Below are 24,881 nucleotides of genomic sequence, written 5' to 3' on the forward strand. Positions count from 1 at the left end.
CGGGCGGTTAAACATTCTATATAATGTAAGTATTTACTTTCGAAATAACCGTTAAGATAAAAGGGTTAAAACAATTAAAGAAAAGCAAATATAGTAATGATAGTCAGCAATGAGAACAGGCAAGTGCGGCTGATCACTCCGAAGTTTGAATGTACAATCATTTCTTGATGCTGCATAGGCGACCCCTCCTTTGTTACATAGTCATTACAATATGATGAACTTTCCGCAACTTCTCAATCGCTAATTTGATGAATTTTTTATGACATAACGCAGATTATTGAACTTGCCTTTCATATAAACACACGCACTATTCATCTGGTATCACATAAAAATATACAGATTCGTCTATGCTTTAAGCACTCTAAATACCACACTCAGGAGACTCGCTATGCAGACAATAATGAAACGGTTTTCGCTGTATCACATTGTTATGCTTTTAGCCGGTATACCGTTAGCGCTTGCACTGAGCATGGCTGTGGAGCTATCACTCCATCAAAACAACGCGCTTTCTCAGGCGAGTAAAGACCAAGAAGCCATTGAACTCACCTTGCTTTACGACAACCTCGCTCACAACCTTGCAGTAGAACGAGGCCTCACTGCCGGCGTACTCGGCAGCAAAGGAGCGGCCGAACAGATCACCAAACTCCAGCAGCAACGCCTCAAAGCCGACCAACATATTGCCGCATTCAAGCAGTTCACGCCCACCTACTTAGACAGCACGTTGATCACTCAACTCAAACAAGCCGTCAACCACGAGCTAAATCAATTGAGTCAGATTCGCTCACAAGTCGATCAGCTAGCCCCACAGCGCTCTCCGTTTGCTTACTACTCAAACCTCAATCAGTTAGCGATCGATAACGCTTCATTGCTGGTATCTGGGGTGGCCAATGCTGAAACGACCAGGCTAGGTAATTCACTCATTGCAATCATGGTAATCAAAGAGCGCGCTGGTCAAGTACGCGGTGCGCTCAACGGGGCCTTCGCCCGTCGTAGTTCGTCCATTGGTCAATACACGGCCATAGAGGATTACCTCAGTTCAGGCCAATACAGTGAACGTATAGCGACGATGACGATGCCTAGTACCTACCTCAACGCACTACAACAAGCCAAAAACAGTTCCACCTGGCAGCAGGTCGAGCAGGTGCAACGGCAATATTTAGAGCAAAAAAATAGCCTTGATAACTTGCGCGGCCCCTCGGCTCTTGAATGGTTTTCTGCCGCAACTGAGCGCATCAAGTTAATCAATACCATTCGTAACAATTTGGTCAAAGAGATGAAAGCGGCGGTGACCACTCAAGCCCAACAAGCGGCTTGGCAAATGGGTTTAGTCATCACGACCAGTCTTTGTTTGGGCGTGGTATTATCGATAGCGCTATTTGCCGCATTGGCAAATCTCAAGCATCGCGTAGGAGATCTTACCCACCAACTGGCCGATATGTCAGAAACCAACAATTTAAACTTAGTTTTGCAATCGGAAGGTAGAAATGAGCTCTCGCACATCGCTAACAGTGTCAATGGCTTAATCACCAGTATCAAAAACCTTTTAATCAAAGTGACGGAGACCAATGATCACAGTAATCAACGTCTCGACCAGATGGTGCAAGGCGCTGACGATCTTGGAGACAGAAGCCGAGCCACTGCGGATAAATGTGATGCGATTGCCACCGCAATGACAGAGTTATCACAATCAAGTCTTGAGATTGCCTCGTCGTCAGAGAGAGCACTCGAAGAGACTCAACAGATGACAAACAAGGTTCTTACTTGCCAGAGCCAAAGCCAAGAGTCTTACAACATCGTTAAGGCGTTGGTCGATCAAATTGAACAAACCCAGTCGTGTATGTTGCAGCTGGAGCAAGATGCCTTGAGCGTCAGCAAGATAGTCGACACCATCAACGGCATTTCCGAACAGACAAACTTACTTGCCCTCAATGCGGCGATAGAAGCAGCGCGAGCAGGTGAACAAGGGCGGGGTTTTGCAGTGGTCTCTTCAGAAGTTCGCGATTTAGCTCAACGCAGTAAAGAAGCCACTGAGCATATCTCACAGCTGTTAACCAACATCAGTAACAATACCCAGACCGCGGTCAATAACATGCATAAAAGCCGAGAGGCGACAGACACCACGTTCAACTCTGTATCAGAGGTGAACCAAAGCGTGTCTCAGTTAGAATTATTGATCGAAACCGTTAATGAGCACATAAACAGCATAGCGAACTCGACCATTGAGCAATCAAAGGCAAGTGAGGCTGTAGATAGAGACGTCGACGTACTCAGTGAAATCGCGCAACATACTGGCGAGCTGGCTGATGGTATGAACCACATTGTCACCAGCTATCGAAAAGAAGTGAGTGAAGTCAACCAGCAGCTTCAAGAGTTCAAACTAGGTTAACGACAGCAGATAAAAAGTGGCTTGGCCGCTTTTTGTCTCTTAAGACACTACTTGCGCAAACCTAAAGAAATGCGTACAAAATCGCCGTCTTCGAACTCGACGTGATGGTCGAACAATGACGAGGAGTAGATGGTTCTGAGAAAGGTGTGTTTCTCGCCGTGAGTACCGCGAAATAACATCGAAATGTCGCTAACTAGGCGATTTCTGTTGTTAAAGTGCGCGTTCAAATCTTGAGACAACACGCAAAGTAAGCAACCTGTGCTATTGTGTGTTAAATCGACAGACTCAGGACTCGATACCAAAACCGTGGTATTGAGTTCTTTCTCTAACATATTGACAAGTAGAAGAAAACTATCAAGGTGTGGCAGTTCATCCCCGACAACGGGTGTCAGCAAGTTAGAGAGCATCCCTTCCATATCAAGACGTTGGGCTCGCGCGTGACCGACCAAGGTGCGCACTTTCTTTTTAAACGGCTTGTATTTCTTGCTATTCGCGGCCTTATTGAGCCATGCGCTAAGAATATCATTGATATCCGAACGTGACTTACGAGACAACGCTCTCGCAGAGTGATTGGTACGCAGATGAAGCAGAGCATGAAGAGCAAGTTCGGCCAACAACGGCTCAAATTCAGGTTTGATTTTGGTATGAATACTGCGCATGTTCTCTGAGGTAAGGTGCCAAGCTGTAGCTTAGTCTATCGGTATTTGAGGACGAATATGCTACCGAAATCCGTTGCGTAAGTACAGTATTCAATCTGTTAGCATATATAGCCAAGTTCCCTAACGCACAACACCACTTTCCGATGTAATCGGAGCCACTCACACCAACGCGTGACGCCTCATCGCGACTCGCCACGTGAATCAAGTCTCTGACCTCATCGGCTTCACAGGTTAAGCAATTCAAAAGTGATGTGAAACGTGCAAAGTGTTATTTTATCAAACCCAAAATGAAACACTATTTTAATAAAGCACCATGAACAACAATATAACAGAGCGTTCTATATATCGACACTATCAACTGGATGGAAACATCCATCGGCTAGGTTGTGGTGAAGTTGCCTGTTCTAATCAACCACTCATTCAACACTTAGATGTCAACACTCTGGATTACAGTTTTAGCATCATTGTTTCGGGATCGTTGTGGTTTAAAGACCAAGCGGGGCAAGTCACTATTCTAAAGAAGGATGATATCTTTCAAAGAAAGCCAGGAGTGCAACATTCGACATGTGTCGTGCCCACGCAAGAGTACCGTGAACAGTTTTGTCTGATGTCAGGCGAGTTATATGCGCATTTCAATCGCATGGGTTTAGTTCCTACTGAGATAACGTTTACATCAGAACATCACCCCGAGAGTACCAAACATTTTACCCAACTCTCCCTCGCCCTACGCAGCGACTCTCCTAATTGGTATAAGAAAGCAATGAATGCCATGCAGAATTGGCTGTTTTTACTCGATTCCCGTAAACGGCTAACTCATGAATCGATCGATAGTTGCAAACAAGCGTTAGCCAAAGAAAAGCTGTTATCAAACTGGAACACCCCCATCCCTCTCATCGCTAAAGATATGGGGTTGAGTTATTCAACATTTCGAAAATGGTTTACCCAAGAGATAGGAATGACGCCAGGTGGATTTAGGAAACTCAGCCGCATAAAACTAGCGTGTGATCTGTTGCTCACCCCCGAACTGTCGATCACTTATGTTTCTGAAGCGCTAGGTTATCCAGATATCTACAGTTTCAGTAAACAGTTTAAGCAAGTGGTGGGTATGACTCCCTCTCTGTTCAGGCAACAACCACAACGAAATCAGCAGAGGCACCTGTCAACAAACAGGTAAACCTCGCTAGAAATACTGCCGACTGGTTACGCATACACTCCAATGGTTTTTAACGTCACTTCTTGGCGAGCAGAGGTTACTTCAATCTTTATTTGTGCCGTTCTAACCGCGGGGAATCGAGCAATTGCTTTATGTCCAATTGACGTTCCTTGATACACTAGAATGTCGCTCCCCCCGGTGTAAGGAGTCACGAAAATACGAAAACTCTCTACCGCTTCCCCAAACTGGGTGTCCTCTTGCAAAACCACACAATCAATCAGTTCAGATTTCGCCAACTGGCATTGCCAAGCATTTTCTGTGCGTGTGAAATCGTTGATCGCAACAAGCGGTGAAGTAAACTTTTCTCGAACCAATTGAGAAAAACCTTCTAGGCTCTCAACTTCTTCTTTTGGAAACAGTCCTAGTCGATCGGGCCCGATATTCAGAAGCATATTTGCCCCACGCCCCACAGAATAATGATAGATACCCAATAGCTCGTCGGGCTGTTTGACTGTATGTGCATTCTTTTCGCTATAGAACCAAGTCGAATCACGCATCATAAAATCACATTCCGCAGGCAGCCATACCCCCTGCTCTGAAACCTTAACGCGATTCTTAGTTTTAATCGAAAAATCAATTTCACTGATAGTATTAAAACACGGACTGGGAGCCAAACCAGCTTCATTGCCCACCCACCGATAGTCAGGGTCGCCCATATTAAATAACAAAATGTTTGGCTGCATAGCACGAATCGCTTTAATAATTCGAAGCCAGTCATAGGTATGATTTTCTGAACCACAGCCATCAAACCATAACATGTCGATTTGACCATAACGCCCGTCAAGCAGTTCCGTCACTTGGTCGATAAAGTAATCATCATATGCTTTTTCATCATCATAAACCGGGCAGCTAATGTCGGCAGGCGAGTAGTACAAACCCACATTGAGATTGTATTTTCGACACGCTTCTACGTACTCTTTCACAACATCACCACGGCCATTTTTCCAAGGTGATGAAGCCACAGAGTAGTCAGTATATTGGCTTGGCCAGTTAGCGAAACCATCATGGTGCTTCGCCACAAAAACCATATACTTCGCCCCAGCCTCCGAGGCAACGTTTACCCACTGCTCACAATCAAGCTGAGTTGGGTTAAACACCTCTGGTGACATCTTGTCTTGACCAAAATCCTCTACACCTTCATAGAAAGTGCGAATACCAAAATGAACGAATATACCAAGCTCCCAGCTTTGGAACTCCAACTGTCTTTGCGTTGGTAGATGGTTATGCATTGCATGTCCTTAAATGTTGACTTGTTTAGAGCAAAATTTAGGGAAAAACCTGTGACAGATAAATGTCAGATATGGCAATCATATTTGTCAGTACTGATATCGTTTGGCAAAGCAAGACGTTTTGTCGCACCACGAAGCGGCCAAGGAAGGTCGTGCTATGCGCGCACTATCACGGCGCCACAGAAACGACAAAGCCCAGACAACTCATAAAGTTATCTGGGCTTTTTAAAATAAATGGCACGCCCTGTAGGATTCGAACCTACGACCACATCCTTAGAAGGGACGTGCTCTATCCAGCTGAGCTAAGGGCGCGCTACAGGGACAGAATTATACGAGTTCAAACTGTTAACACAAGGGCTTTTCTTAACAATCTGATCTGAATGAACAAAAAAAGGCCACAGCAGAATTAATTGACTAAATTTACCACGAAGCAAACGTTTGCTTATAGATGTTAATCAAATAATTTGCGACAATGCGCTGCAAATAAGTCGCCATTCATTGCTTAAGGAAAGTCATGTCAGCTCAAAATATCGATGGAACTCTTATTTCTCAAACGGTACGTTCAGAAGTTGCCGCACGCGTAAAAGCACGTAAAGAATCCGGGCTACGAGCTCCGGGGCTCGCGGTAGTACTCGTCGGTGAAGACGCAGCGTCGCAAGTCTATGTCGGCAGTAAGCGCCGCGCTTGTGAAGAAGTGGGCTTTGTTTCAAAGTCATTTGACTTACCAGCAGACACAACAGAGCAAGCACTGCTGTCTCTTATCGATGAGCTCAACGCCGACGCAGAGATCGATGGCATTCTGGTTCAGCTACCGCTTCCTGCAGGCATAGACGCGACCCAAGTATTAGAGCGTATTCACCCAGAAAAAGATGTCGATGGCTTCCACCCTTATAACGTCGGTCGCCTAGCTCAGCGTATTCCCAAACTGCGCTCTTGTACGCCCAAAGGTATCATTACTCTACTTGATCGTTACAATATTGAACTGCGCGGTAAGCACGCAGTTGTCGTTGGCGCCTCCAATATTGTCGGCCGTCCTATGACGCTTGAATTGCTTCTTGCGGGTTGTACCACCACCACATGCCACCGTTTTACTAAAGATCTGGAAAGCCATGTACGTCAAGCCGATCTCGTGGTCGTGGCGGTGGGTAAACCAAACTTTATTCCAGGCCATTGGATAAAAGAAGGCGCGGTTGTGGTCGATGTGGGTATCAACCGTCTTGAATCAGGTAAGCTCGCAGGTGACGTGGACTACACAAATGCCAAAGAGCGCGCCAGCTTTATCACTCCGGTCCCAGGTGGCGTCGGGCCAATGACGGTCGCTAGCCTAATCGAAAACACCATGTTGGCTTGTGAACAATTCCACACGAAAAAGAAGTAACCGCCACATCCGCCGTCTTTTGTTCCAACAAAACTGGAGCAACAAAAAAGGAGCTCACTTGAGCTCCTTTTTACTTTCATCTACATGGCGATCCGATCAGCCAAATGACTAACGGCGAGCGCAAAGTAATACGAGCGATTCCACTTCATCAACACGTTATAATTGTTGTACACCAAATAGACCCGTCCATTCGTATCATCTGGAGCAATTAACCACGCTTTAATATCGTTATCTAGCCGAGGCAATGGTCGACCGTCGTAACGTGTCACCCCCATTTGACTCCACTCCTGCAAAAACTTACCTTTCTCTTCGCTACGCCCTTGAATACTGGTGTCAAACCCAGTCGGCAACTTGACTTGTCGTCCCCAGGTATAGGTATCATTCCATCCTGACTGGCTCAGGTAATTGGCGGCAGACGCAAACACGTCCGCTTCGCTTTGCCAGATATCTTTCTTACCGTCTCCGTTACCATCTGCAGCGAAGTTCAGAAAAGAGCTAGGCATAAACTGACACTGCCCCATCGCCCCCGCCCAAGAGCCTTTAAAGCGTTCAAACTCGATATGACCTTCTTCAAGAATTTGCAAAGCAGCCATCGTTTCTTTACGGAAGAAAGCTTCTCGGCGGCCGTCATAAGCTAAGGTTGATAGGGCATCAATCACGGGGTAATTACCAGTAAAAGTCCCGAAGTTACTCTCGACGCCCCACAGCGCGACAATAAATCGTGGTTGTACACCGTACCGCTCACCAATACGACTTAGTTCTGCATAGTGATCTTGATAGAGATCTTTGGCTTGTTTGACTTTCCAATCCGGCACCGCGCGCGGGATGTATTCATCCAAAGTAAGGCGCTTTTCCGGTTGGTTTTTGTCTGCTTTAACGGCACGCGGTTTGTGAGTGACATCGGCAAACGCCTGAGTTAACACCCGCTCCGAGATACCATTTTCACGCGCTTGTTGCTTCAACCCTTCGACATATTGGTCAAAGCTCAGCGAGTTGGCATGCACTGAGCAAGAAAAAGTCACACCTAATACGACTGACAGTAGTTTTTTCACCTTGCCCTCCTTGAGCAATAGAATAAGCAATCACAGTTAAGGTTATTATTGTTCAGATTGCTGACGAGCCTGTTTTTGCTCTTTGTATTCATCTAATAAATTTTTTGGTGGAGGGGGAAGTTGTAAAAAGTAGCCATCATCTTTGAGTGACTGTTTCACTTTTTCCACATCCACTTGGGCCAATTTACGCCCGTCCAATTTGACCACCATAACCATAGTCGGTTTGCCAAACATCTGCATTAATGTGTCAGGAACCTGTGAAAAATCATCCTTTTTCGGGATGTATAGGTAGGCACCTTCTTTTTTAGAACTCTTGTAGATTGCACAAAGCATGGGAAGCCTTTAGTCCGTTTATTCAGTGGAACGTTAATGTTTCGCTATTTTTGAGAGCAAAACGGTCAATTGAACGCAAGATAACTTGCTGTGCTTATAATGGGAATATAACATGACACCCCTAGTCGCAAGCAACGCCCTTAAGAGGTTGTAAGTAAAAGATGTCACACTCTCCAGACCTAAAAGGCAGTAGCTTTACTTTGTCAGTTTTGCACCTTTCTGACAATGATGTCGATAAAACTCTTCATTTCCTACAGCAAAAGGTAGAACAGGCACCCGCGTTTTTTGCCCAAGCTCCAGTAGTGATCAATATTGCTCAGGTGGAGGAAGATATTGACTTTGCGAGGCTCAAGCAAGGGATCTCTCAAGCAGGGATGATTCCTGTGGGGGTCACGGGCTGCAAAGATAAACGCACCCAAAACCTCGCGTCACAGGCAAAGTTTGCGGTGATGTCAGCCAGCAAATCGCCGAGCCAAGCGCCTGCGGTCATGGCGCCCACCAAAGTGATTCGTACGCCAGTTCGTTCAGGGCAACAAATCTATGCTAAAGATTGCGATCTGGTGGTACTCAATCACGTTAGCGAAGGCGCTGAAGTGATCGCCGACGGTTCTATCCATATCCACGGTACGCTTCGCGGTCGAGCGATTGCGGGGGCAAATGGTAACCAATCGGCCGTGATTATTTGCAACAAACTCAATGCCGAACTGATGTCGATTGCTGGCCACTATTGGCTAACTGAGCAATTTCCCGAACAGTTCTGGCAACAAAAAATAATGTTCAGTTTGGACAACGACTCGCTTAAATTTGAGTTGTTAACGATTTAGATAAGAATAAGGAACAGATAATGGCACGCGTTATTGTTGTCACCTCAGGTAAAGGCGGTGTGGGTAAAACCACGTCTAGTGCCGCAATCGCTTCTGGTCTCGCGGTAAAAGGAAAAAAAACCGCCGTCATCGACTTTGATATCGGCTTACGTAACCTAGACCTTATCATGGGTTGTGAGCGTCGCGTCGTGTATGACTTTGTCAATGTCATCAATGGTGAAGCAACGCTGAACCAAGCAATGATTAAGGACAAACGCACCGAGAACCTTTTTATTCTCCCAGCCTCACAAACTCGTGACAAAGAAGCCCTTACCAAGGATGGCGTACGTCGAGTACTCGACGAGCTGGATGAAATGGGCTTTGACTTTATTATTTGTGATTCACCAGCAGGTATCGAGCAAGGCGCGCTTATGGCGCTATACTTTGCAGATGAAGCGATTGTCACCACCAACCCAGAGGTGTCGTCAGTGCGAGATTCTGACCGTATCCTCGGTATTCTTGACTCTAAGTCTCGTCGTGCAGAAGAAGGTTTGGAGCCGGTGAAGCAACACCTGCTGCTAACACGCTACAACCCAGCACGCGTCACTCAAGGCGAGATGTTGAGTGTCGAAGATGTGGAAGAGATCTTACATATCGACCTACTGGGCGTTATTCCAGAGAGCCAAGCGGTACTGAATGCATCTAACAAGGGTGTGCCCGTCATCTTTGACGAGCAATCAGACGCAGGAATGGCATACAACGACGCCGTTGAACGCCTGTTAGGACAACAAGTGGACTTTCGCTTCCTGACCGAGCAGAAGAAAGGCATTTTCAAACGACTATTTGGAGGCTAATACGGCATGTCATTACTTGAGTTTTTCCGCCCACAAAAGAAGACCTCGGCCAATTTAGCTAAAGAGCGCTTACAGATCATCGTCGCCGAACGTCGAAGCCAAGGCGACCCTGCACCCTCTTACCTACCGCAGCTTAAGGAAGACATCCTTAAAGTGATCGGCAAGTATGTTGCGGTAGACCCATCCATGGTTGACCTGTCGTTTGAGCACAAGGATGACGATATTTCGGTGCTGGAATTGAACGTCAAATTACCCGACGACGAGAAGTAGCGAGAAGCGAGAAGCGAGAAAAATTTGAAGGGTTGGCACTGAGTGTCAGCCCTTTTCTTTTTCAGCAAATTACACTGTTATTCCAGAGAGAGAGGCACGACCGAGTTGGGACTCTCTCAAAGTTGGTCGTCAGATAACCGAGGTTCCCCACTCACTGCTTCACCTCTCTATGGAATGACAACTTCACCGCCTCTAGAAAGACGAAGTCCGAACTCGCTATATAAAAAAGCCCCAGTCTCTCGACTGGGGCTTGGTCTTTTTCCCGATTTTTTAGGTTTCGTGCTAGCGAAAACCTATCTCAAACGAAGTCTTACTTATGCTTCAGCTTTCGCTTTCTTAGCCTTTGGTGCTTTCGCTGCTTCTTGGTCTGCTTTCTTCTTGATAACTGTAGTACCTTCGAAAGTTTCGCCTTCAACGAACGCTTTACCGTAGTAAGAAGCAAGTAGCACTTCTTTTAGCTCAGTGATTAGTGGGTAACGTGGGTTAGCACCTGTACACTGGTCATCGAACGCTTCAACCGCTAGCTCGTCTAGTTTCGCTACGAAGTCAGCTTCTGCAACACCTGCCGCTTGGATAGACATTGGGATGTCTAGGTTAGCTTTTAGCTCATCCAACCATGCTAGTAGACGTTCAATCTTCTGAGCAGTGCGGTCGCCTTCTTGGCTTAGGCCTAGGTGGTCAGCAACTTCAGCGTAACGACGGCGTGCTTGTGGGCGGTCGTATTGAGAGAACGCAGTTTGCTTAGTTGGGTTGTCGTTAGCGTTGTAACGAACAACGTTAGAGATTAGTAGTGCGTTCGCCAGACCGTGTGGTAGGTGGAACTCAGCACCAATCTTGTGCGCCATAGAGTGACAAACACCTAGGAATGCGTTCGCGAATGCAACACCTGCGATAGTGGCTGCGTTGTGTACTTTCTCACGAGCGATTGGGTCGTTAGCACCGTTCGCGTAGCTTGATGGTAGGTACTCTTTTAGCATCTTAAGTGCTTGTAGAGCCTGACCGTCAGAGTATTCGTTCGCCAGAACAGATACGTAAGCTTCCAGAGCGTGAGTTACTGCATCGTAACCACCGAACGCTGTTAGAGACTTAGGCATGTTCATAACTAGGTTAGCATCAACGATAGCCATGTTTGGCGTGATTTCGTAGTCAGCTAGTGGGTACTTAGCACCAGTCTTGTCGTCAGTAACAACTGCGAATGGAGTAACTTCTGAACCAGTACCTGAAGTTGTAGTGATACATACAAGCTCAGCTTTCTTACCCATTTTAGGGAACTTGTAGATACGTTTACGGATATCCATAAAGCGCATTGCTAGTTCTTCAAAGTGAGTTTCTGGGTGCTCGTACATTACCCACATGATTTTCGCAGCATCCATCGGAGAACCACCACCTAGAGCGATGATAGTGTCTGGTTGGAAGCTCTTCATTGCTTCAGCACCTTTCTCTACTACAGATAGAGTTGGATCCGCTTCTACGTCGAAGAACGTTTGAACTTCCATGCCTTGAGCTTTAAGCAGGCTCACTACGTCATCAGCGTAACCGTTGTTGAATAGGAAACGGTCAGTTACTAGGAATGCGCGTTTCTTACCTTCTAGGTCGCTAAGTGCGATTGGAAGGCTACCACGACGGAAGTAGATAGACTTAGGTAGTTTGTGCCACAACATGTTTTCAGCTCGCTTCGCTACAGTTTTCTTGTTGATTAGGTGCTTAGGACCTACGTTCTCAGAGATAGAGTTACCACCCCATGAACCACAACCTAGAGTTAGAGAAGGTGCTACGTTGAAGTTGTACAGGTCACCGATACCACCGTGAGTAGTAGGGATGTTGATTAGGATACGAGCAGTCTTCATCTTGTCACCGAAGTAACGGATGCGGTCTGCGTTCACGTCTTGGTTAGTGTATAGACCAGACGTGTGACCGATACCACCGATCTCAACCATAGTTACAGCCTGAGCCACTGCGTCTTCGAAGTTGTCAGCACGGAACAGACCTAGCGTTGGAGATAGTTTCTCGTGAGCAAATGCGTCGTCGTAAGATACTTTACCCAGACCTTCACCAACTAGAACTTTAGTGTCTGCTGGAACTTTAACGCCTGCCATTTCAGCGATTGCTGGCGCTGGCTGACCAACGATTTTCGCGTTTAGCGCGCCGTCGATAAGAAGAACTTTACGAACTTTCTCTGCTTCAGCTTTGCTTAGTACGTAAGCTTTGTGAGAAGCGAAACGCTCTTTAACTTCGTCGTATACTTCATCAACTACGATTGCAGCCTGTTCAGAAGCACATACTACGCCGTTATCGAAAGTCTTAGACATTAGGATAGAAGCTACTGCACGTTTGATGTCAGCTGTTTCATCGATAACTACAGGAACGTTACCTGCACCTACACCGATTGCTGGCTTACCAGAAGAGTAAGCTGCTTTAACCATGCCTGGACCACCAGTTGCAAGGATAAGAGCGATGTCATCGTGCTTCATTAGCGCGTTAGAAAGCTCTACAGATGGCTGGTCAATCCAACCGATGATGTCTTTTGGAGCACCTGCTGCTACTGCTGCATCTAGAACAAGTTTAGCTGCGTCGTTAGTAGAGTTCTTCGCACGTGGATGTGGCGAGAAGATGATACCGTTACGAGTCTTCAGAGAGATTAGAGATTTGAAGATTGCAGTAGAAGTCGGGTTAGTAGTTGGTACGATACCACAGATGATGCCTACTGGCTCAGCGATAGTCATCGTACCTAGGTTGTCATCCTCTTCAAGGATGCCACAAGTTTGTTCGTCTTTGTATTTGTTGTAGATAAACTCAGAAGCAAAGTGGTTCTTGATTACTTTATCTTCAACAATACCCATACCAGATTCTTCAACCGCTTGTTGAGCTAGCGGGATACGAGCTTGGTTAGCTGCAAGAGACGCAGCGCGGAAGATCTTGTCTACTTGCTCTTGAGAGTAAGTAGCGAACTCTTCTTGCGCTTTCTTAACGCGAGCGACCATTGCATCTAGTTCAGCCATATTAGTTACAGGCATAGGGATTCTCCTAAAATTAACAAAATATTAAAAACTTTTTAGTAAGAGTGCTGTGCTAGCTGGTTAAGCTACCTAAGCGATTAGCTTTCTTAGTAAATTGCTTTCAGGGCTGAGTATATTATTTCAGGTTGTGAAAAAAATTGACCCAGATCAGTTATGAAAAACTATTTACCCAGTTAGTGGTATCTAAATCGCAAAAAACAGCATAAATACATGAATTTAAAAGATTTAAATCACAAAAGTCATTTGTGCAAAATATCATCATTCGAGCTAAGTTTTTTGAATAACGACAACATCTTGTAAAAAAGTTTCATTTTTTGACTACCAACTTACATGTAGTCCACAAACCTTGTGCTACTGAGGGTATAACCGAGCCACTGTTTCCTCTACCTATACGCACAGTTTTTATCGAAAATGTGCGAATGTTAACGTTTGTGTAAACCGAAACCGCGCCACAGAGCTATTGTACGTAACAAAGTATGTCATTTGTATTTACGCTTTGTTCAAATATAAGATTTTCTCAGTAATGAAATCTGTTTGAAGTTAGTTTTTTTCATTCGTTTGTTAGCATAATTTAGACTATATTTCGCCCATCAACTGTTCCCTGTTTTACCTTTGTTTGGATAACGCAAATGCAAACGTTCGAAGTCGCGATTTTCTTGCAGTTTTTTCTCGGTTTAGTCGCCGCGGTAAACCCTGTGGGTATCATGCCGGTATTTGTCTCTCTGACTGGCCATATGACCCAAGAAGAGAAGAACAAAACCGCAGTAACCGCCAATTTGGCGGTAGCCATCATTCTTGTGGTTTCGCTTATGGCGGGCCAGATGCTGCTTGATATGTTTAGCATTTCACTCGACTCATTTCGCGTTGCCGGTGGTTTGCTGCTATTGAGCATCGCGTTTTCGATGATGAGCGGTAAACTGGGCGAAGACAAACAGAACAAGCAGGAAAAAACCGAATCCATCAGTCGAGAGCAGATCGGGGTGGTACCACTCGCTATGCCGTTGATGGCGGGCCCAGGTGCGATCAGTTCTACGATTGTTTATGGCTCTCGTTATCCGGGGATGTTCGATACGATGGGCATCATCTTCACTATCGTTGTGTTTGCCTTATCTACTTGGCTGCTCTTTCGTTCCGCCCCACTCATCGTGCGTTTCTTGGGACAAACGGGGATCAACGTGATCACCCGTATCATGGGTTTGATTTTGGGTGCGCTCGGCATCGAGTTTATCGCTAACGGCCTGCGTAACCTGTTCCCGGGGTTAGCCTGAGAGCTAATAACTCGCTATGATAGAAGAACTGTTTTATAAGTCCTTCTATCATGTCTAGCGAATCACTGAAAAATCAACTTTATGTCATCATTTTTGGCACTCACACCCGAGCCGGGAAAGCGTTTGATATCGGGTTGATTATCGCCATAATCTCGTCTCTTATCGTGCTGGTCTTAGAGTCGGTGCCCGCCGTTCATGCACAATGGGCCACTGAACTGCGTTACCTCGAGTACACGTTCACCGGACTATTTACTATTGAGTACCTATTGCGCCTCTACTGCTCGCCCAAGCCTGCGGCCTATGCAAGAAGTTTTTACGGCGTAATTGATCTCCTAGCGATACTGCCAACCTACCTTACCCTCTTTTTCCCTTCCGCATCGTTTATGGGTGTGATACGAGCAATTCGAGTGCTACGGATATTTCGCGTACTCAAATTGGTCCGCTACCTACAAGAGTCCAATATTTTACTCCGCTCGCTGTTAATGGCTCGAAGAAAAATCTTCGTCTTTTTCAGCTCTGTGGCAATCCTAGTGATCATTTTTGGTGCCCTGATTTATGTCATTGAAGGGCCAGAGAATGGCTTCACCAGCATACCGTTAAGTATCTATTGGTCCATCGTCACCATTACCACTGTCGGTTATGGTGATCTAGTGCCGCAGACCGCACTGGGCAAAGCCATCGCCTCGATCACAATGCTGATGGGCTACTCAATCATCGCAGTGCCAACGGGTATTATCACCGCCGAGCTCCATCAAGAGATGAACGCGCATAAAAGCCTGGTGCGCTGCCCAAATTGCTCCCGGTCAGGGCACGACTCTGATGCGCTTTACTGCAAACATTGCGGAAGTGAGCTGGCGGATCCAGATAAACGGATTGTGCCCAGCGAGACCAGCGATTAACGGAAAAGAAAAAGGGTTGGCGCTGTGGCCAACCCTTTAATTTATTCAATATCCTAGCGCGAATTAGTTACGCTTTTTCAGCTAAGATAATACGCAACGTACGACGTAATGGCTCTGCGGCTCCCCAAAGTAGCTGGTCGCCAACCGTGAATGCGTTGAGGAAGTCATCGCCCATCGCCATTTTGCGTAGGCGTCCCACTGGTACTGATAACGTCCCAGTAACTTTGGCTGGCGTGAGTTCTTGCGCGGTAATATCGCGATCGTTAGGCACCACTTTAACCCAATCATTGTGGGTAGCGATCATCTCTTCGATCTCATCCATTGGTACGTTCTGCTTTAGCTTAATGGTTAGCGCTTGAGAGTGACAACGCATCGCACCAATACGTACACAGGTGCCGTCAATCGGCACTGGCGCGTCTTGGAAACCTAAAATCTTGTTGGCTTCAACACCTGCTTTCCATTCTTCTTTGCTTTGGCCATTATCGCGCTTAACATCGATCCATGGGATTAATGAGCCCGCTAGCGGGACACCGAACTTATCGGTTGGGAACTCAGCTGAACGCATCGTGTCAGCCACTTTCTTATCAATGTCCAAGATTGAGCTTGATGGATTGGCAAGCTCGCTGCTGACCGAGTCGTTGATCACGCCCATTTGAGAAATCAGCTCGCGCATATTTTGCGCGCCAGCACCTGACGCTGCTTGATACGTCATAGCACTTGTCCATTCCACAAGACCTTTCTCGAACAAGCCACCAAGCCCCATCAACATCAAACTGACCGTACAGTTTCCGCCAACAAAAGTATTGGTGCCACCGTGAATACCTTGTTGAATTTGACTCAAGTTAACTGGGTCTAAAGTGATGATGGAATCTTGTGCCATACGCAGGGTAGAAGCAGCGTCAATCCAATAGCCTTTCCAACCGGCTTGACGAAGCGCTGGATACACTTTCTCCGTGTAACTGCCACCTTGACACGTAATGACCGCGTCTAACTGTTTTAAACTTTCAATATCGAAAGCATCTTGTAGCATGCCTGCATCTTTGCCTAAGTTTGGCGCCGGGATACCGACTTGAGACGTGCTGTAAAATACCGGTTCAATATGGTCGAAATCTTTTTCTTCTACCATACGTTGCATTAACACCGAACCTACCATGCCACGCCAACCGACTAAACCTACTCTCATTCTCAACTCTCCGTGTAATCTTATTCAAAAGGGAATACATCAATATTCATTGTTCGCAGCAAAATCTCAAGGGAAATCGTGTTGAATGGTCATTTTTTCCCCATATAAGACGGTTGAATAGTGGCAAAGTAAACTGTCAAGTCTTGTTAATTTCCAAACAAAAACAAATCAGCATGACACAACAACAAGAAAACCGTGCCACAAACCATTTACAATGCAAAACATTTTATCTCATTAATATTAACCTAAACTGGTGTTTTAATCTGCAAAACAAACACAAAGTAACCCCAAGGCACACATTTTGGACATTTATTCGAAATAATACTCTGTTTAGGATAGAGTGCCCCTATCCTATTAAACGTGTGCATACTCTCATTGCGATCACTCATTTACTTGTATGCACTCGTAACATTCATTAAGAGGCTCCTTTATGACACAACATACCACCCGCCTGCCGAGTCTATTGCAGGTTGTTGTCTCACTCGGATTATTTCTTCTGCTGGCATTCTCCTTCACCGCCAAGTTTGATCTCCCCATTCAACTCGCTCTATATATCGGCTGGTTCATTATCATGGTGCTTGGTATCCGATTAGGCCACCAATACAAGGAACTAGAGAAAGCTGCGCTCAATGGGATCTCCAATGGCCTGGGGGCGGTACTGATCCTGCTCGCCGTTGGTGCCCTTGTCGGTACCTGGATCTCAGGTGGTATTGTTCCAACAATCATCTATTACGGGCTTAAAGCCATTCATCCTTCTATCTTTCTTCTTGCGACCATGATTATCTGCTCACTCACGGCACTGGCCACGGGCACATCTTGGGGCGCTGCAGGTACTGCGGGCATTGCGATGATGGGTATTGGCCAAGGTTTAGGTGTGCCGGCTCCGATTACCGCTGGTGCGGTACTGTCAGGGTGCTACTTCGGCGATAAGATGTCTCCCCTGTCTGACTCTGTGATCTTGGCTTCTTCCATGTCCAATGTTGAGGTGATGGAGCACATCAAAGGGATGCTGCCAATTGCATTAATCAGTTACGTGATAACCGGTATTATGTTTACCGCTTTTGGTTTTCATTACGCTGGCAATGTGGACATGTCACAAGTGCAGTCTGTAATACAAGCGATGGAGCAGCAGTTCTACATCACACCCTACTCTTTTGTGCCTGTGATTATTGTGCTGGGCTTACTCGCGATGCGTATGCCCTCTTTTCCTGTGATTAGTTTTGGCTCACTGCTTGGTATTATCTGGGCGGTAATGATACAAGACGTGAACTTCCTTCAAGCGTTCAATACCGCGTGGGCCCCCTTTGAAATTGAGTCGGGTGTCGGCTTCATTGATTCTATTCTAAACCGTGGCGGTATGTCGTCGATGCTCGGTTCGGTTGCCGTTATTGTGTTTGGTCTAGGTTTTGGCGGACTACTGGATAAAGTGGGTTTGCTCGAAACGATCGCGAAGCTGTTCGAACGACGCGTGCAAAGCGCGGGATCTTTGGCGACCAGCACGATTGGCACAGCTTTCATGGGCAATATATTTGGCTCTGCGATGTATGTTTCTCTGATTCTGACACCGAAGATCTGTGCAAAAAACTATGACCGCTTAGGCTACCAACGTAAAAACTTATCGCGCAACGCTGAGTTCGGCGGCACGTTAACGTCGGGTATGGTGCCTTGGAGCGACAACGGTATTTACATGGCCAGTATTCTGGGCGTCGCGACACTCTCTTACGCGCCATTTATGTGGCTAAGTTTTATCTGTATCTTAGTCACTATCGTTACGTCTTACATGGGCTGGTTTGTCGATAAATGTGAGCCTAGTGCTCCTGCGACGAGTGAAGAGCCTCACGCTGACCTTGCTAAGCAGTCTGCTTAAGTAGTAAGCGCCTCTTATGAGGCGCTTTTCTTTGGACTATGATTGGCGCTGTAAAAACTCCGTCGCCTGTTGGATGGCTCTATCGAGCCGCAATTTAAGCTCTTGCATTGACTCATGCGTTGGTGACTGGCCCGCTTTGATTGCCGATTCAACTTGACTCGCCACATCACGCAGCTTCATCGCGCCAAGATTACCGCCCACGCCTTTCAAACTATGCGCCTTACGTTGCGCTTCTTGTGGTTGGACCGAAAGAAGCTCAGCAATCTTATCTGCATCCCCAGTATGATCTTCAATAAACACTTCCAACAACATACAGACAGATTCCAAATCACCGCTCAATGACTCAAGCATGGCATCAAAATCAATCTCGGTATCCTCATTTATGCCAGTCATGACATGGTTCTCCACTGGTTTTTTTTGCTCTGGCACGCTTTCTTTGTTGTGTGATTCGCCGTCGATAGTTATGTTGGGCGGTCTTGTATGACGAAACATCAGCATTGCCATTAATAAACAGAGCGCGAGTAAACTGATTCCCGCACCCAGTAACACATATTGTGTCAATAACTGATTGAATTTAACACGTAGCGTATTAATTTGCGTATGCACATCATGGTTGTTCAGTTTGTCCAAAATGTACTGACCTTGTGCATAGCTACTCAGAACTCGAGAGACTTGGGCTAAAACCGACTGCAAATCGCTCGCCTGTCGGTCAGAAAGCGCTTCACTCTGAATATAAATTTCATCCAGTTCACGATAAACATCAGGACTGGAATCACTATCGCCAAAAATGGCATCGAGTACGTTGGTAGCTAGACGGAGGTATAACGCCGACACATCAGGCGCAAAGCGATATTTTACTCTCATCTCACGCATAGTTTCGACCAGAGCGAGTAACTGCAAGTTGTTGTCTAGATAGATCTGAGTTTGTTCGATGAAACGGTCGGTGGTAAAGAAAAGTTGTTGAGGCGAAGGAACATACCAACGGTTCTGATAATCGGCTTCAATTTGCAAGCGCAGTGCGTAGACCAATTGCAAGTCAAGGGATTGATCATCCGCTTGTTTGATACGTGAAGGAGTGTCGAGCGAGAAAGCGTCATTCATACCTTGCAGCGCACTGCTAAGTTCATAGAGCTGTTCATTGGTGATAGAGGTCGCACGATAATGCTGAGCGATTAGCACCACGCTAATCAACCACACCAGCAAAATTGCTGCGCCGAGTTTGAGTGTTTTGCCACCCATGCTGTTCCTTATATACAAAATCCCTGTAATACAAGCATATACATTGTGGTCAATAAGTGGAGGACTAACTGCAAAAATGTTGCGTCAGTCCTCACCAGTACGACTATTTGTTGCGAGTCAATTGATCGCGCAAGTTCGGCGGAGTGCCTTTAATGGTTAACGTATCGGTCTCTGGATCGTAAAACACACGCTCGCCCATCAACAAGCTATCAAAACTAATGTTTAGGCCACCACCAGCTCCAACGTACTTAGTCAGTTTGCGTACGGTTGTGCGATCGGCTGGGAAGCTCTCTTCGAGTTGGTAGCCTTGCTCCTGAGTGTAATCGAGAAAGCTGGTGCCATCTTGCGACGCTGGAAGCTCACCCGACAGCTCACGGACTTGAACTTCATCACCACTTTTGATTTGTTCGTTGCAGTAGTCGGCGACCTGCTTCTTGTAGCTGATCGCTTCGTCTTTCTCAAGTTTCGAATCCGCACAAAAATCCTCAACCGCCTGCATTAACACTTGGTTTTGCTGTTTGGTATCCAGTCCCACTTCAGCTTGCAGAAAATCTAGGAAAAAGTCTGCCACTTTGCGTCCAACTCGACCTTTGATGTAAGCCAAGTAACGATTCGACTCTTTGTCGGTCTCGTAACTGGTCAAGTCGATACGAGCGGCAATATCCATCTTGCTCAGATCTAGATAATCAGTTGCGCTGATATCCAACCCCTCCGTCACTTTAAGGCTCTGATTTGAAGGAATAATAGCGACAAAAAGATAGTCGGTAGCCAACGACTGATATTCGGCAATCACCAAAATACCTTCATCGGCGAACGGGTACTTAGCCAGTTCGTCTTTAAGACGGTTGGCGCTTGACTGGGAAAAATCGTAAAAGCTTTGATTTCCTTGACGTAGATCTTGCAACCACTGTTGGAACTCGCTGTCAGACTTAAAGCAACCAAAGCCTTTGCCGGCTTTTGAGTTGAACACACGATGAAGCTCTGCAACAAGGTTTTCAGTGGAGGTATCGTTGGCTAAAGAGTCAGCACGAAAGTTAACAATCAGCTCATCTGCGTCGTTTTTTTGTAACTGATGAAGGATAACGTTAGATAGATGGAGGCTCATGATGAAATTTATCGCTGCGTAGGTTTCAGTTGCGTGGCATTGTAGGTTATCATAAGCCGCTTTACTATCATCATTAGAGTCTTTATGCCGATTACATCTAAATACAGCGACGCAAAAGTAGAACAGATCTTAGCTGAAGTTGCTGCTGTACTTGAAAAACATTCAGTTGGTCCAGATCTTGCGTTAATGATCGCGGGTAATATCGCTACCAATGTCTTAAATCAAGATGTTGCTGCTTCACAACGCAAAGCAATTGCTGAAAAATTCGCACAGGCACTTGTATCTTCTGTTGAAGATAAAAAACACTAACAATAATAACGGATAATAGAACACATACATGGTCGATAACGGAAACACATACGGCGAGCGCGTGTCGCGCCTAGTAGGATGGGGCCATTGGTTTGCCTTCTTCAACATCATCGCGGCAATGCTGATCGGAACCCGTTATATTACTCAGTCACCATGGCCTGAGACGCTGCTTGGTCAGTTCTACTTAGCTGTTTCCTGGGTCGGCCACTTTGGCTTTCTGGTTTTCGCTCTCTATCTGCTAGTTCTGTTTCCGTTAACGTTCATCATACCGTCACGCAAACTCTTCCGGTTGGTGGCGATCTGCTTTGCCACCGTAGGACTAACCGTTTTACTCATCGATACCCAAGCTTATCAAACGGTTAACTTGCACCTGACTCCTGTGGTTTGGGAAGTATTATTCAGTGATGAAAGTTCGACCATCAGCGCCGATCTCCAACACCTGTTCATTGTGCTGCCTCTGATTTTCCTCATCCAACTGGCACTCTCTGAATGGGTATGGCGAAAACAGCGCAAACTGTCGCACAAGCATGTAGGCCGCCCGATTGCTGCACTCTTCTTTGTCAGCTTTATTGCGAGTCACTTGGTCTATGTCTGGGCCGATGCCTACTTCTATAACCCTATTACCGCACAACGCGCCAACTTCCCGCTCTCTTATCCCATGACAGCAAAATCGTTCATGGAACGCCACGGCCTACTTGATCGTGACGAATACCTACAGCGTTTAGAGGAGAGTCAAGACAATACCGAACTGGTTCGTTATCCGTTGGAAAAGATCGAGTTTAACCGCCGAGCAAATCCACTCAATATTCTGATTGTTAGCGTGAACAATTTGCGCAGCGATGTTCTAACACAAGAGTACATGCCCGCAACGTACCAATTTGCCGCTGACAACCAAAACTTCACCAATCACTACAGCTCGAGTAACGACTCCTTCGGTATTTTCGGGTTATTTTACGGCTTACCGAGTAGCTATGCATCGAGCATTAAAACTCAAGGCTCAAAACCAATCCTTGTCGACACACTCCTCGACAAGAACTATCAGTTTGGTCTTTTCAGTGGTGACAATTTTGACGAGCCTTTGTATGGCGAAACCGTGTTCCGTGGCATGAATTTTAACGGTATTGCTTTCAATGACTCTCAATCAACCGACTCGCAAGCCATAGAAGCTTGGTCAACATGGGCCAATGAACAAGGCAATAAGCCGTGGTTCAGCTACATAGAACTAACCACGGTAGACAACTTTAACGCGTACAATAAAACCAAGAACGAACAATCGCCCGAACAAAAACTCAAAGCGGGCTACTTGAAGTCTGTCGCGACTGCTGACGCTGAAGTAGAATCGGTTCTACAACAGATCCAAGCACTGGGTTTGGAAGACAATACGGTTGTGATTATCACTTCAAATCACGCCACCGAATTTAATGAAACGGGCAGCAACAGCTGGGGTTCCAACTCCAACTACAGCCAATACCAACTGAAGGTTCCGATGGTGATCCAGTGGCCAGGAAAAGTGCCCGGAGTCTACCCACATCGAACCAGCCACCTTGATCTTTCAGTTACCTTGTTACAAGACTTACTCGGTGTCTCATCCAACCCTTCTGACTTTAGCAGCGGGCGTAACCTGTTTGACGAACGCCAGCGCCGTTGGATATTAGCAGGTGACTCACGTGAACTGGCGTTAATCACCACCAAAAACACGACTGTGATTGACAAGTTTGGAAACTACAAATTGTATGATTCGAACTATCAACGCCTCAAAGATGAGAACCCAACCTTGCCTGTTTTAATGCAAGGGCTCACTGAACTACAACGTTTTTACGCTAAAAGTAACTAAATCATAGTGTTAGGGGATTGACCCCAGCAGTATTTATGTTTAAATTACGCATATCGGACTGTAGCGCAGCTTGGTAGCGCACCGTCATGGGGTGTCGGGGGTCGGAGGTTCAAATCCTCTCAGTCCGACCATTACACCTAGAATAAAAGAGAGCTTAGGCTCTCTTTTTTTCTATCTGCTGTCCGCGGTGCAAAGTACAAGAAGCAACCACTCAAGCCTTTTTTTGTCAGCCCAACGCTCAATATTAAATCAAACAATATATATAGGGGTTTACAAGTTTTCGTAACCTCTATATTATTCGCGTCACACGGAGAGATGGCTGAGTGGTTGAAAGCACCGGTCTTGAAAACCGGCATACGTTAATAGCGTATCTAGGGTTCAAATCCCTATCTCTCCGCCACTTTCATAAAGCCCAAGTCATTGATTTACAAAGACTTGGGCTTTTTTCTTGTCTGTCACTTTTTGCATGATCCTAACAGGTGTCACGATCATGTATCTTACAAAGAGCCGCAACTCCAGCTATTACACCAAAAGTAGTTTGCTCCTTGGTTTACAAGATCATCATCGAACCAAGCCGGGTTAATCATCGCTAATTTTTGGGTACCCAGCGTTGCAAATGCTCGCTCGGCATAAAGGCATGTCGAAACAATAGGTATCTCTCGCGAAACGCTCTTTAGTCGTTGTATCAAAGCACGTTCTCCCTCAGGGCCATGTTTATATGCCGAACTGGTAAAGGCAAGGCCAACTACATCCAGAGGGGAGGCGCAGAGAGATTCAACGGCATTGTCCAAATATGGTGCTTCAACGAACGATGTAACCGGTGCGTGAGGGATCTTTTCATCCATTTCACCGCCAGCTCGCATTGCTGAAAAGAAAATCCGGCTAGCGTGAACTGTAATATCGCTTGATGCCATAGCTTGGATTTCAACTTCTGGGCCTACATCAGCATGAGGGACGACAACTCCAATTCGAATTGTCCTGTTCCATCCATCAGGTTTGAACAAACGCTTTACATCGTCAGTGATTTTAACTGGATCACTCATCCTAAAATCCTCTTTTCTAATAAAATTTTGAAAGGCTCCAATGCACCTTCTGTTTGATGTTTGCTGATTTGCATTGGCCATCGAGTTGGGAAGTTAGCTAGCATTGAGTAAGTGCTACGGTAGTCAAAACCATGAACTGCCGCTTCGTTAGAGTCTGCTGCAAAAAGGACCTTACTAATTCCCGAATACATCGCATTCAGATAGCACATGGCGCAGGGTTCACCGGAAGCCAACAATGTCAGGCCGCGTAGATGTGGCTTTTTCGTGTTTTTGCACGCATCTCGAATAGCTTCTACTTCAGCATGCGCAGTGGGATCATTATTCTCTAAAACCCTGTTAACACCTCTTCCCAATATCTCGCCCTTGTCATTGATTACAAACGCCGTGAATGGAATACCTCCAGCATTCACATGCTCCTTTGAGAACTCGACAACTTTACTCATGCGTTGGTCTATGATGGTATGGTTCTTACACATTATTTATTTCCTGAAAGCCAACCAAATGACAGACCCGAACATTCAGGGTCTGCTCAAGGTGTTATCACATTACTGAATAGCCAGCTTGTGCTCTTTTTCTTGAAGCTTTTCGCTGCTAGAGAGTTTTAGCCAAATAACACCAAAGATGATGACTGCGAGCCAGAAAGCCTGCGCAAGAGTTAACATCTGGTCGAAGACAAATGCACCGAATACAGAAGCACCGATTGCACCAATCCCAGCCCAAACGGCATAGCCAATACCGACATCAATGGTTTTAAGGCTCACACTCAGGCAATACAAGGTTAACAGGAAGAAAATCGCTGCCGAAACTGACCAACTGACAACAGTAAATGCTTCGCTGCCACCAACACTAAGTGCGTACCCAATTTCAAAGATCCCTGCAAGGATTAACATTAACCATGCATGCGTGTTACTTGATTTCTTAATCGAAGAAGTCATATTTA

The 24,881-nt window shown here is 46.0% G+C and carries 22 protein-coding genes and 3 tRNA genes; 13 read left to right on the forward strand and 12 right to left on the reverse strand.

Translation table 11 applies throughout. The features are described from left to right. Window positions 1–388: 388 nt before the first annotated feature. Window positions 389–2,386, forward strand: coding sequence for a methyl-accepting chemotaxis protein (locus tag FCU94_RS09225; protein ID WP_176288241.1), 1,998 nt, complete (start codon window positions 389–391; stop codon window positions 2,384–2,386). 47 nt (window positions 2,387–2,433) lie between these two features. On the opposite strand, the gene FCU94_RS09230 is transcribed toward FCU94_RS09225, so the two are convergent. Then, window positions 2,434–3,045 carry a DUF2913 family protein gene (locus FCU94_RS09230; protein WP_176288242.1) on the reverse strand — a complete coding sequence of 204 codons (612 nt, stop codon included), beginning with the start codon at window positions 3,043–3,045 and terminating at the stop codon, window positions 2,434–2,436. Window positions 3,046–3,358: 313 nt separating this feature from the next. On the opposite strand from FCU94_RS09230, the gene FCU94_RS09235 reads away from it, so the two are divergent. Further along, entirely contained in the window at window positions 3,359–4,219 is an 861-nt protein-coding gene (locus FCU94_RS09235) for a helix-turn-helix domain-containing protein (RefSeq protein ID WP_176288243.1), read from the forward strand. A 26-nt stretch (window positions 4,220–4,245) separates the two neighbouring features. Here FCU94_RS09235 and FCU94_RS09240 read toward each other — a convergent pair whose 3' ends face one another. Both FCU94_RS09240 and FCU94_RS09245 read right to left on the reverse strand, forming a co-directional pair. After that, window positions 4,246–5,487, reverse strand: coding sequence for an alpha-L-fucosidase (locus tag FCU94_RS09240; RefSeq protein ID WP_176288244.1), 1,242 nt, complete (start codon window positions 5,485–5,487; stop codon window positions 4,246–4,248). A gap of 235 nt (window positions 5,488–5,722) precedes the next feature. Then, window positions 5,723–5,799, reverse strand: a tRNA-Arg gene (locus FCU94_RS09245). Between the two features lie 202 nt (window positions 5,800–6,001). Between FCU94_RS09245 and folD the strand changes: the two genes are divergently transcribed. Next, the gene (gene folD, locus FCU94_RS09250; RefSeq protein ID WP_176288245.1) at window positions 6,002–6,865 is read left to right on the forward strand and encodes a bifunctional methylenetetrahydrofolate dehydrogenase/methenyltetrahydrofolate cyclohydrolase FolD; all 864 of its coding nucleotides are present in this window, start codon (window positions 6,002–6,004) and stop codon (window positions 6,863–6,865) included. A gap of 80 nt (window positions 6,866–6,945) precedes the next feature. On the opposite strand, the gene FCU94_RS09255 is transcribed toward folD, so the two are convergent. Together FCU94_RS09255 and FCU94_RS09260 are read right to left on the reverse strand one after the other, a co-directional pair. Next, window positions 6,946–7,917, reverse strand: coding sequence for a lytic murein transglycosylase (locus FCU94_RS09255; protein ID WP_176288246.1), 972 nt, complete (start codon window positions 7,915–7,917; stop codon window positions 6,946–6,948). A gap of 45 nt (window positions 7,918–7,962) precedes the next feature. Further along, on the reverse strand, window positions 7,963–8,250 hold the full coding sequence (locus FCU94_RS09260) for a YcgL domain-containing protein (RefSeq protein ID WP_176288247.1): 288 nt from the start codon (window positions 8,248–8,250) through the stop codon (window positions 7,963–7,965). A gap of 161 nt (window positions 8,251–8,411) precedes the next feature. On the opposite strand from FCU94_RS09260, the gene minC reads away from it, so the two are divergent. From minC to minE, 3 genes are read left to right on the forward strand one after another with little or no spacing between them, the layout of a single operon-like run. After that, entirely contained in the window at window positions 8,412–9,074 is a 663-nt protein-coding gene (minC, locus tag FCU94_RS09265) for a septum site-determining protein MinC (RefSeq protein WP_176288248.1), read from the forward strand. 20 nt (window positions 9,075–9,094) lie between these two features. Further along, window positions 9,095–9,907, forward strand: coding sequence for a septum site-determining protein MinD (minD, locus tag FCU94_RS09270; RefSeq protein WP_176288249.1), 813 nt, complete (start codon window positions 9,095–9,097; stop codon window positions 9,905–9,907). 6 nt (window positions 9,908–9,913) lie between these two features. Next, window positions 9,914–10,177, forward strand: a complete 264-nt coding sequence (gene minE, locus FCU94_RS09275) for a cell division topological specificity factor MinE (protein WP_176288250.1) — start codon at window positions 9,914–9,916, stop codon at window positions 10,175–10,177. Window positions 10,178–10,491: 314 nt separating this feature from the next. On the opposite strand, the gene adhE is transcribed toward minE, so the two are convergent. After that, window positions 10,492–13,191 carry a bifunctional acetaldehyde-CoA/alcohol dehydrogenase gene (gene adhE, locus FCU94_RS09280; RefSeq protein ID WP_176288251.1) on the reverse strand — a complete coding sequence of 900 codons (2,700 nt, stop codon included), beginning with the start codon at window positions 13,189–13,191 and terminating at the stop codon, window positions 10,492–10,494. A gap of 632 nt (window positions 13,192–13,823) precedes the next feature. Here adhE and FCU94_RS09285 point away from each other — a divergent pair. Both FCU94_RS09285 and FCU94_RS09290 read left to right on the forward strand, forming a co-directional pair. Beyond that, window positions 13,824–14,462: a YchE family NAAT transporter gene (locus FCU94_RS09285; protein ID WP_176288252.1), complete on the forward strand. Its 639-nt coding sequence runs from the start codon at window positions 13,824–13,826 to the stop codon at window positions 14,460–14,462. Window positions 14,463–14,512: 50 nt separating this feature from the next. Then, entirely contained in the window at window positions 14,513–15,361 is an 849-nt protein-coding gene (locus tag FCU94_RS09290) for an ion transporter (RefSeq protein WP_176288253.1), read from the forward strand. 67 nt (window positions 15,362–15,428) lie between these two features. On the opposite strand, the gene asd is transcribed toward FCU94_RS09290, so the two are convergent. After that, complete coding sequence (gene asd / locus FCU94_RS09295; protein WP_176288254.1) at window positions 15,429–16,544, reverse strand: aspartate-semialdehyde dehydrogenase; 1,116 nt, start codon at window positions 16,542–16,544, stop codon at window positions 15,429–15,431. Window positions 16,545–16,974: 430 nt separating this feature from the next. Here asd and nhaC point away from each other — a divergent pair, with 430 nt between their 5' ends. Beyond that, window positions 16,975–18,411, forward strand: a complete 1,437-nt coding sequence (gene nhaC / locus FCU94_RS09300) for a Na+/H+ antiporter NhaC (RefSeq protein ID WP_176288255.1) — start codon at window positions 16,975–16,977, stop codon at window positions 18,409–18,411. A gap of 36 nt (window positions 18,412–18,447) precedes the next feature. Here the strand turns inward: nhaC and FCU94_RS09305 are convergent, their stop codons facing one another. Then, window positions 18,448–19,650 carry an Hpt domain-containing protein gene (locus FCU94_RS09305; protein WP_176288256.1) on the reverse strand — a complete coding sequence of 401 codons (1,203 nt, stop codon included), beginning with the start codon at window positions 19,648–19,650 and terminating at the stop codon, window positions 18,448–18,450. Window positions 19,651–19,753: 103 nt separating this feature from the next. Beyond that, window positions 19,754–20,755: a nucleoid-associated protein YejK gene (yejK, locus tag FCU94_RS09310; RefSeq protein WP_176288257.1), complete on the reverse strand. Its 1,002-nt coding sequence runs from the start codon at window positions 20,753–20,755 to the stop codon at window positions 19,754–19,756. 84 nt (window positions 20,756–20,839) lie between these two features. Here yejK and FCU94_RS09315 point away from each other — a divergent pair, with 84 nt between their 5' ends. The 4 genes from FCU94_RS09315 (at window position 20,840) to FCU94_RS09330 (ending at window position 23,298) form a co-directional block, all read left to right on the forward strand. Continuing rightward, the gene (locus FCU94_RS09315) at window positions 20,840–21,064 is read left to right on the forward strand and encodes a YejL family protein (protein ID WP_176288258.1); all 225 of its coding nucleotides are present in this window, start codon (window positions 20,840–20,842) and stop codon (window positions 21,062–21,064) included. Between the two features lie 28 nt (window positions 21,065–21,092). Continuing rightward, window positions 21,093–22,898, forward strand: a complete 1,806-nt coding sequence (locus FCU94_RS09320; protein ID WP_176288259.1) for a DUF3413 domain-containing protein — start codon at window positions 21,093–21,095, stop codon at window positions 22,896–22,898. Between the two features lie 54 nt (window positions 22,899–22,952). Next, window positions 22,953–23,029, forward strand: a tRNA-Pro gene (locus FCU94_RS09325). A gap of 178 nt (window positions 23,030–23,207) precedes the next feature. Next, a tRNA-Ser gene (locus tag FCU94_RS09330) sits at window positions 23,208–23,298 on the forward strand. Between the two features lie 97 nt (window positions 23,299–23,395). Here FCU94_RS09330 and FCU94_RS09335 read toward each other — a convergent pair. From FCU94_RS09335 to FCU94_RS09345, 3 genes are all read right to left on the reverse strand, one after another. Continuing rightward, window positions 23,396–23,941 (reverse strand): hypothetical protein, encoded by a 546-nt coding sequence (locus tag FCU94_RS09335; protein ID WP_176288260.1) that lies wholly within the window; start codon window positions 23,939–23,941, stop codon window positions 23,396–23,398. Next, window positions 23,938–24,384, reverse strand: a complete 447-nt coding sequence (locus FCU94_RS09340; RefSeq protein WP_255199244.1) for a nucleoside deaminase — start codon at window positions 24,382–24,384, stop codon at window positions 23,938–23,940. Before FCU94_RS09340 ends, FCU94_RS09335 begins: the two co-directional genes overlap by 4 nt. Window positions 24,385–24,486: 102 nt before the next feature. Continuing rightward, window positions 24,487–24,876 (reverse strand): DMT family transporter, encoded by a 390-nt coding sequence (locus FCU94_RS09345; protein WP_176288262.1) that lies wholly within the window; start codon window positions 24,874–24,876, stop codon window positions 24,487–24,489. Between the last annotated feature and the right edge of the window lie 5 nt (window positions 24,877–24,881).

The organism is Vibrio sp. JPW-9-11-11, from assembly GCF_013369335.1.
GTDB lineage: Bacteria > Pseudomonadota > Gammaproteobacteria > Enterobacterales > Vibrionaceae > Vibrio.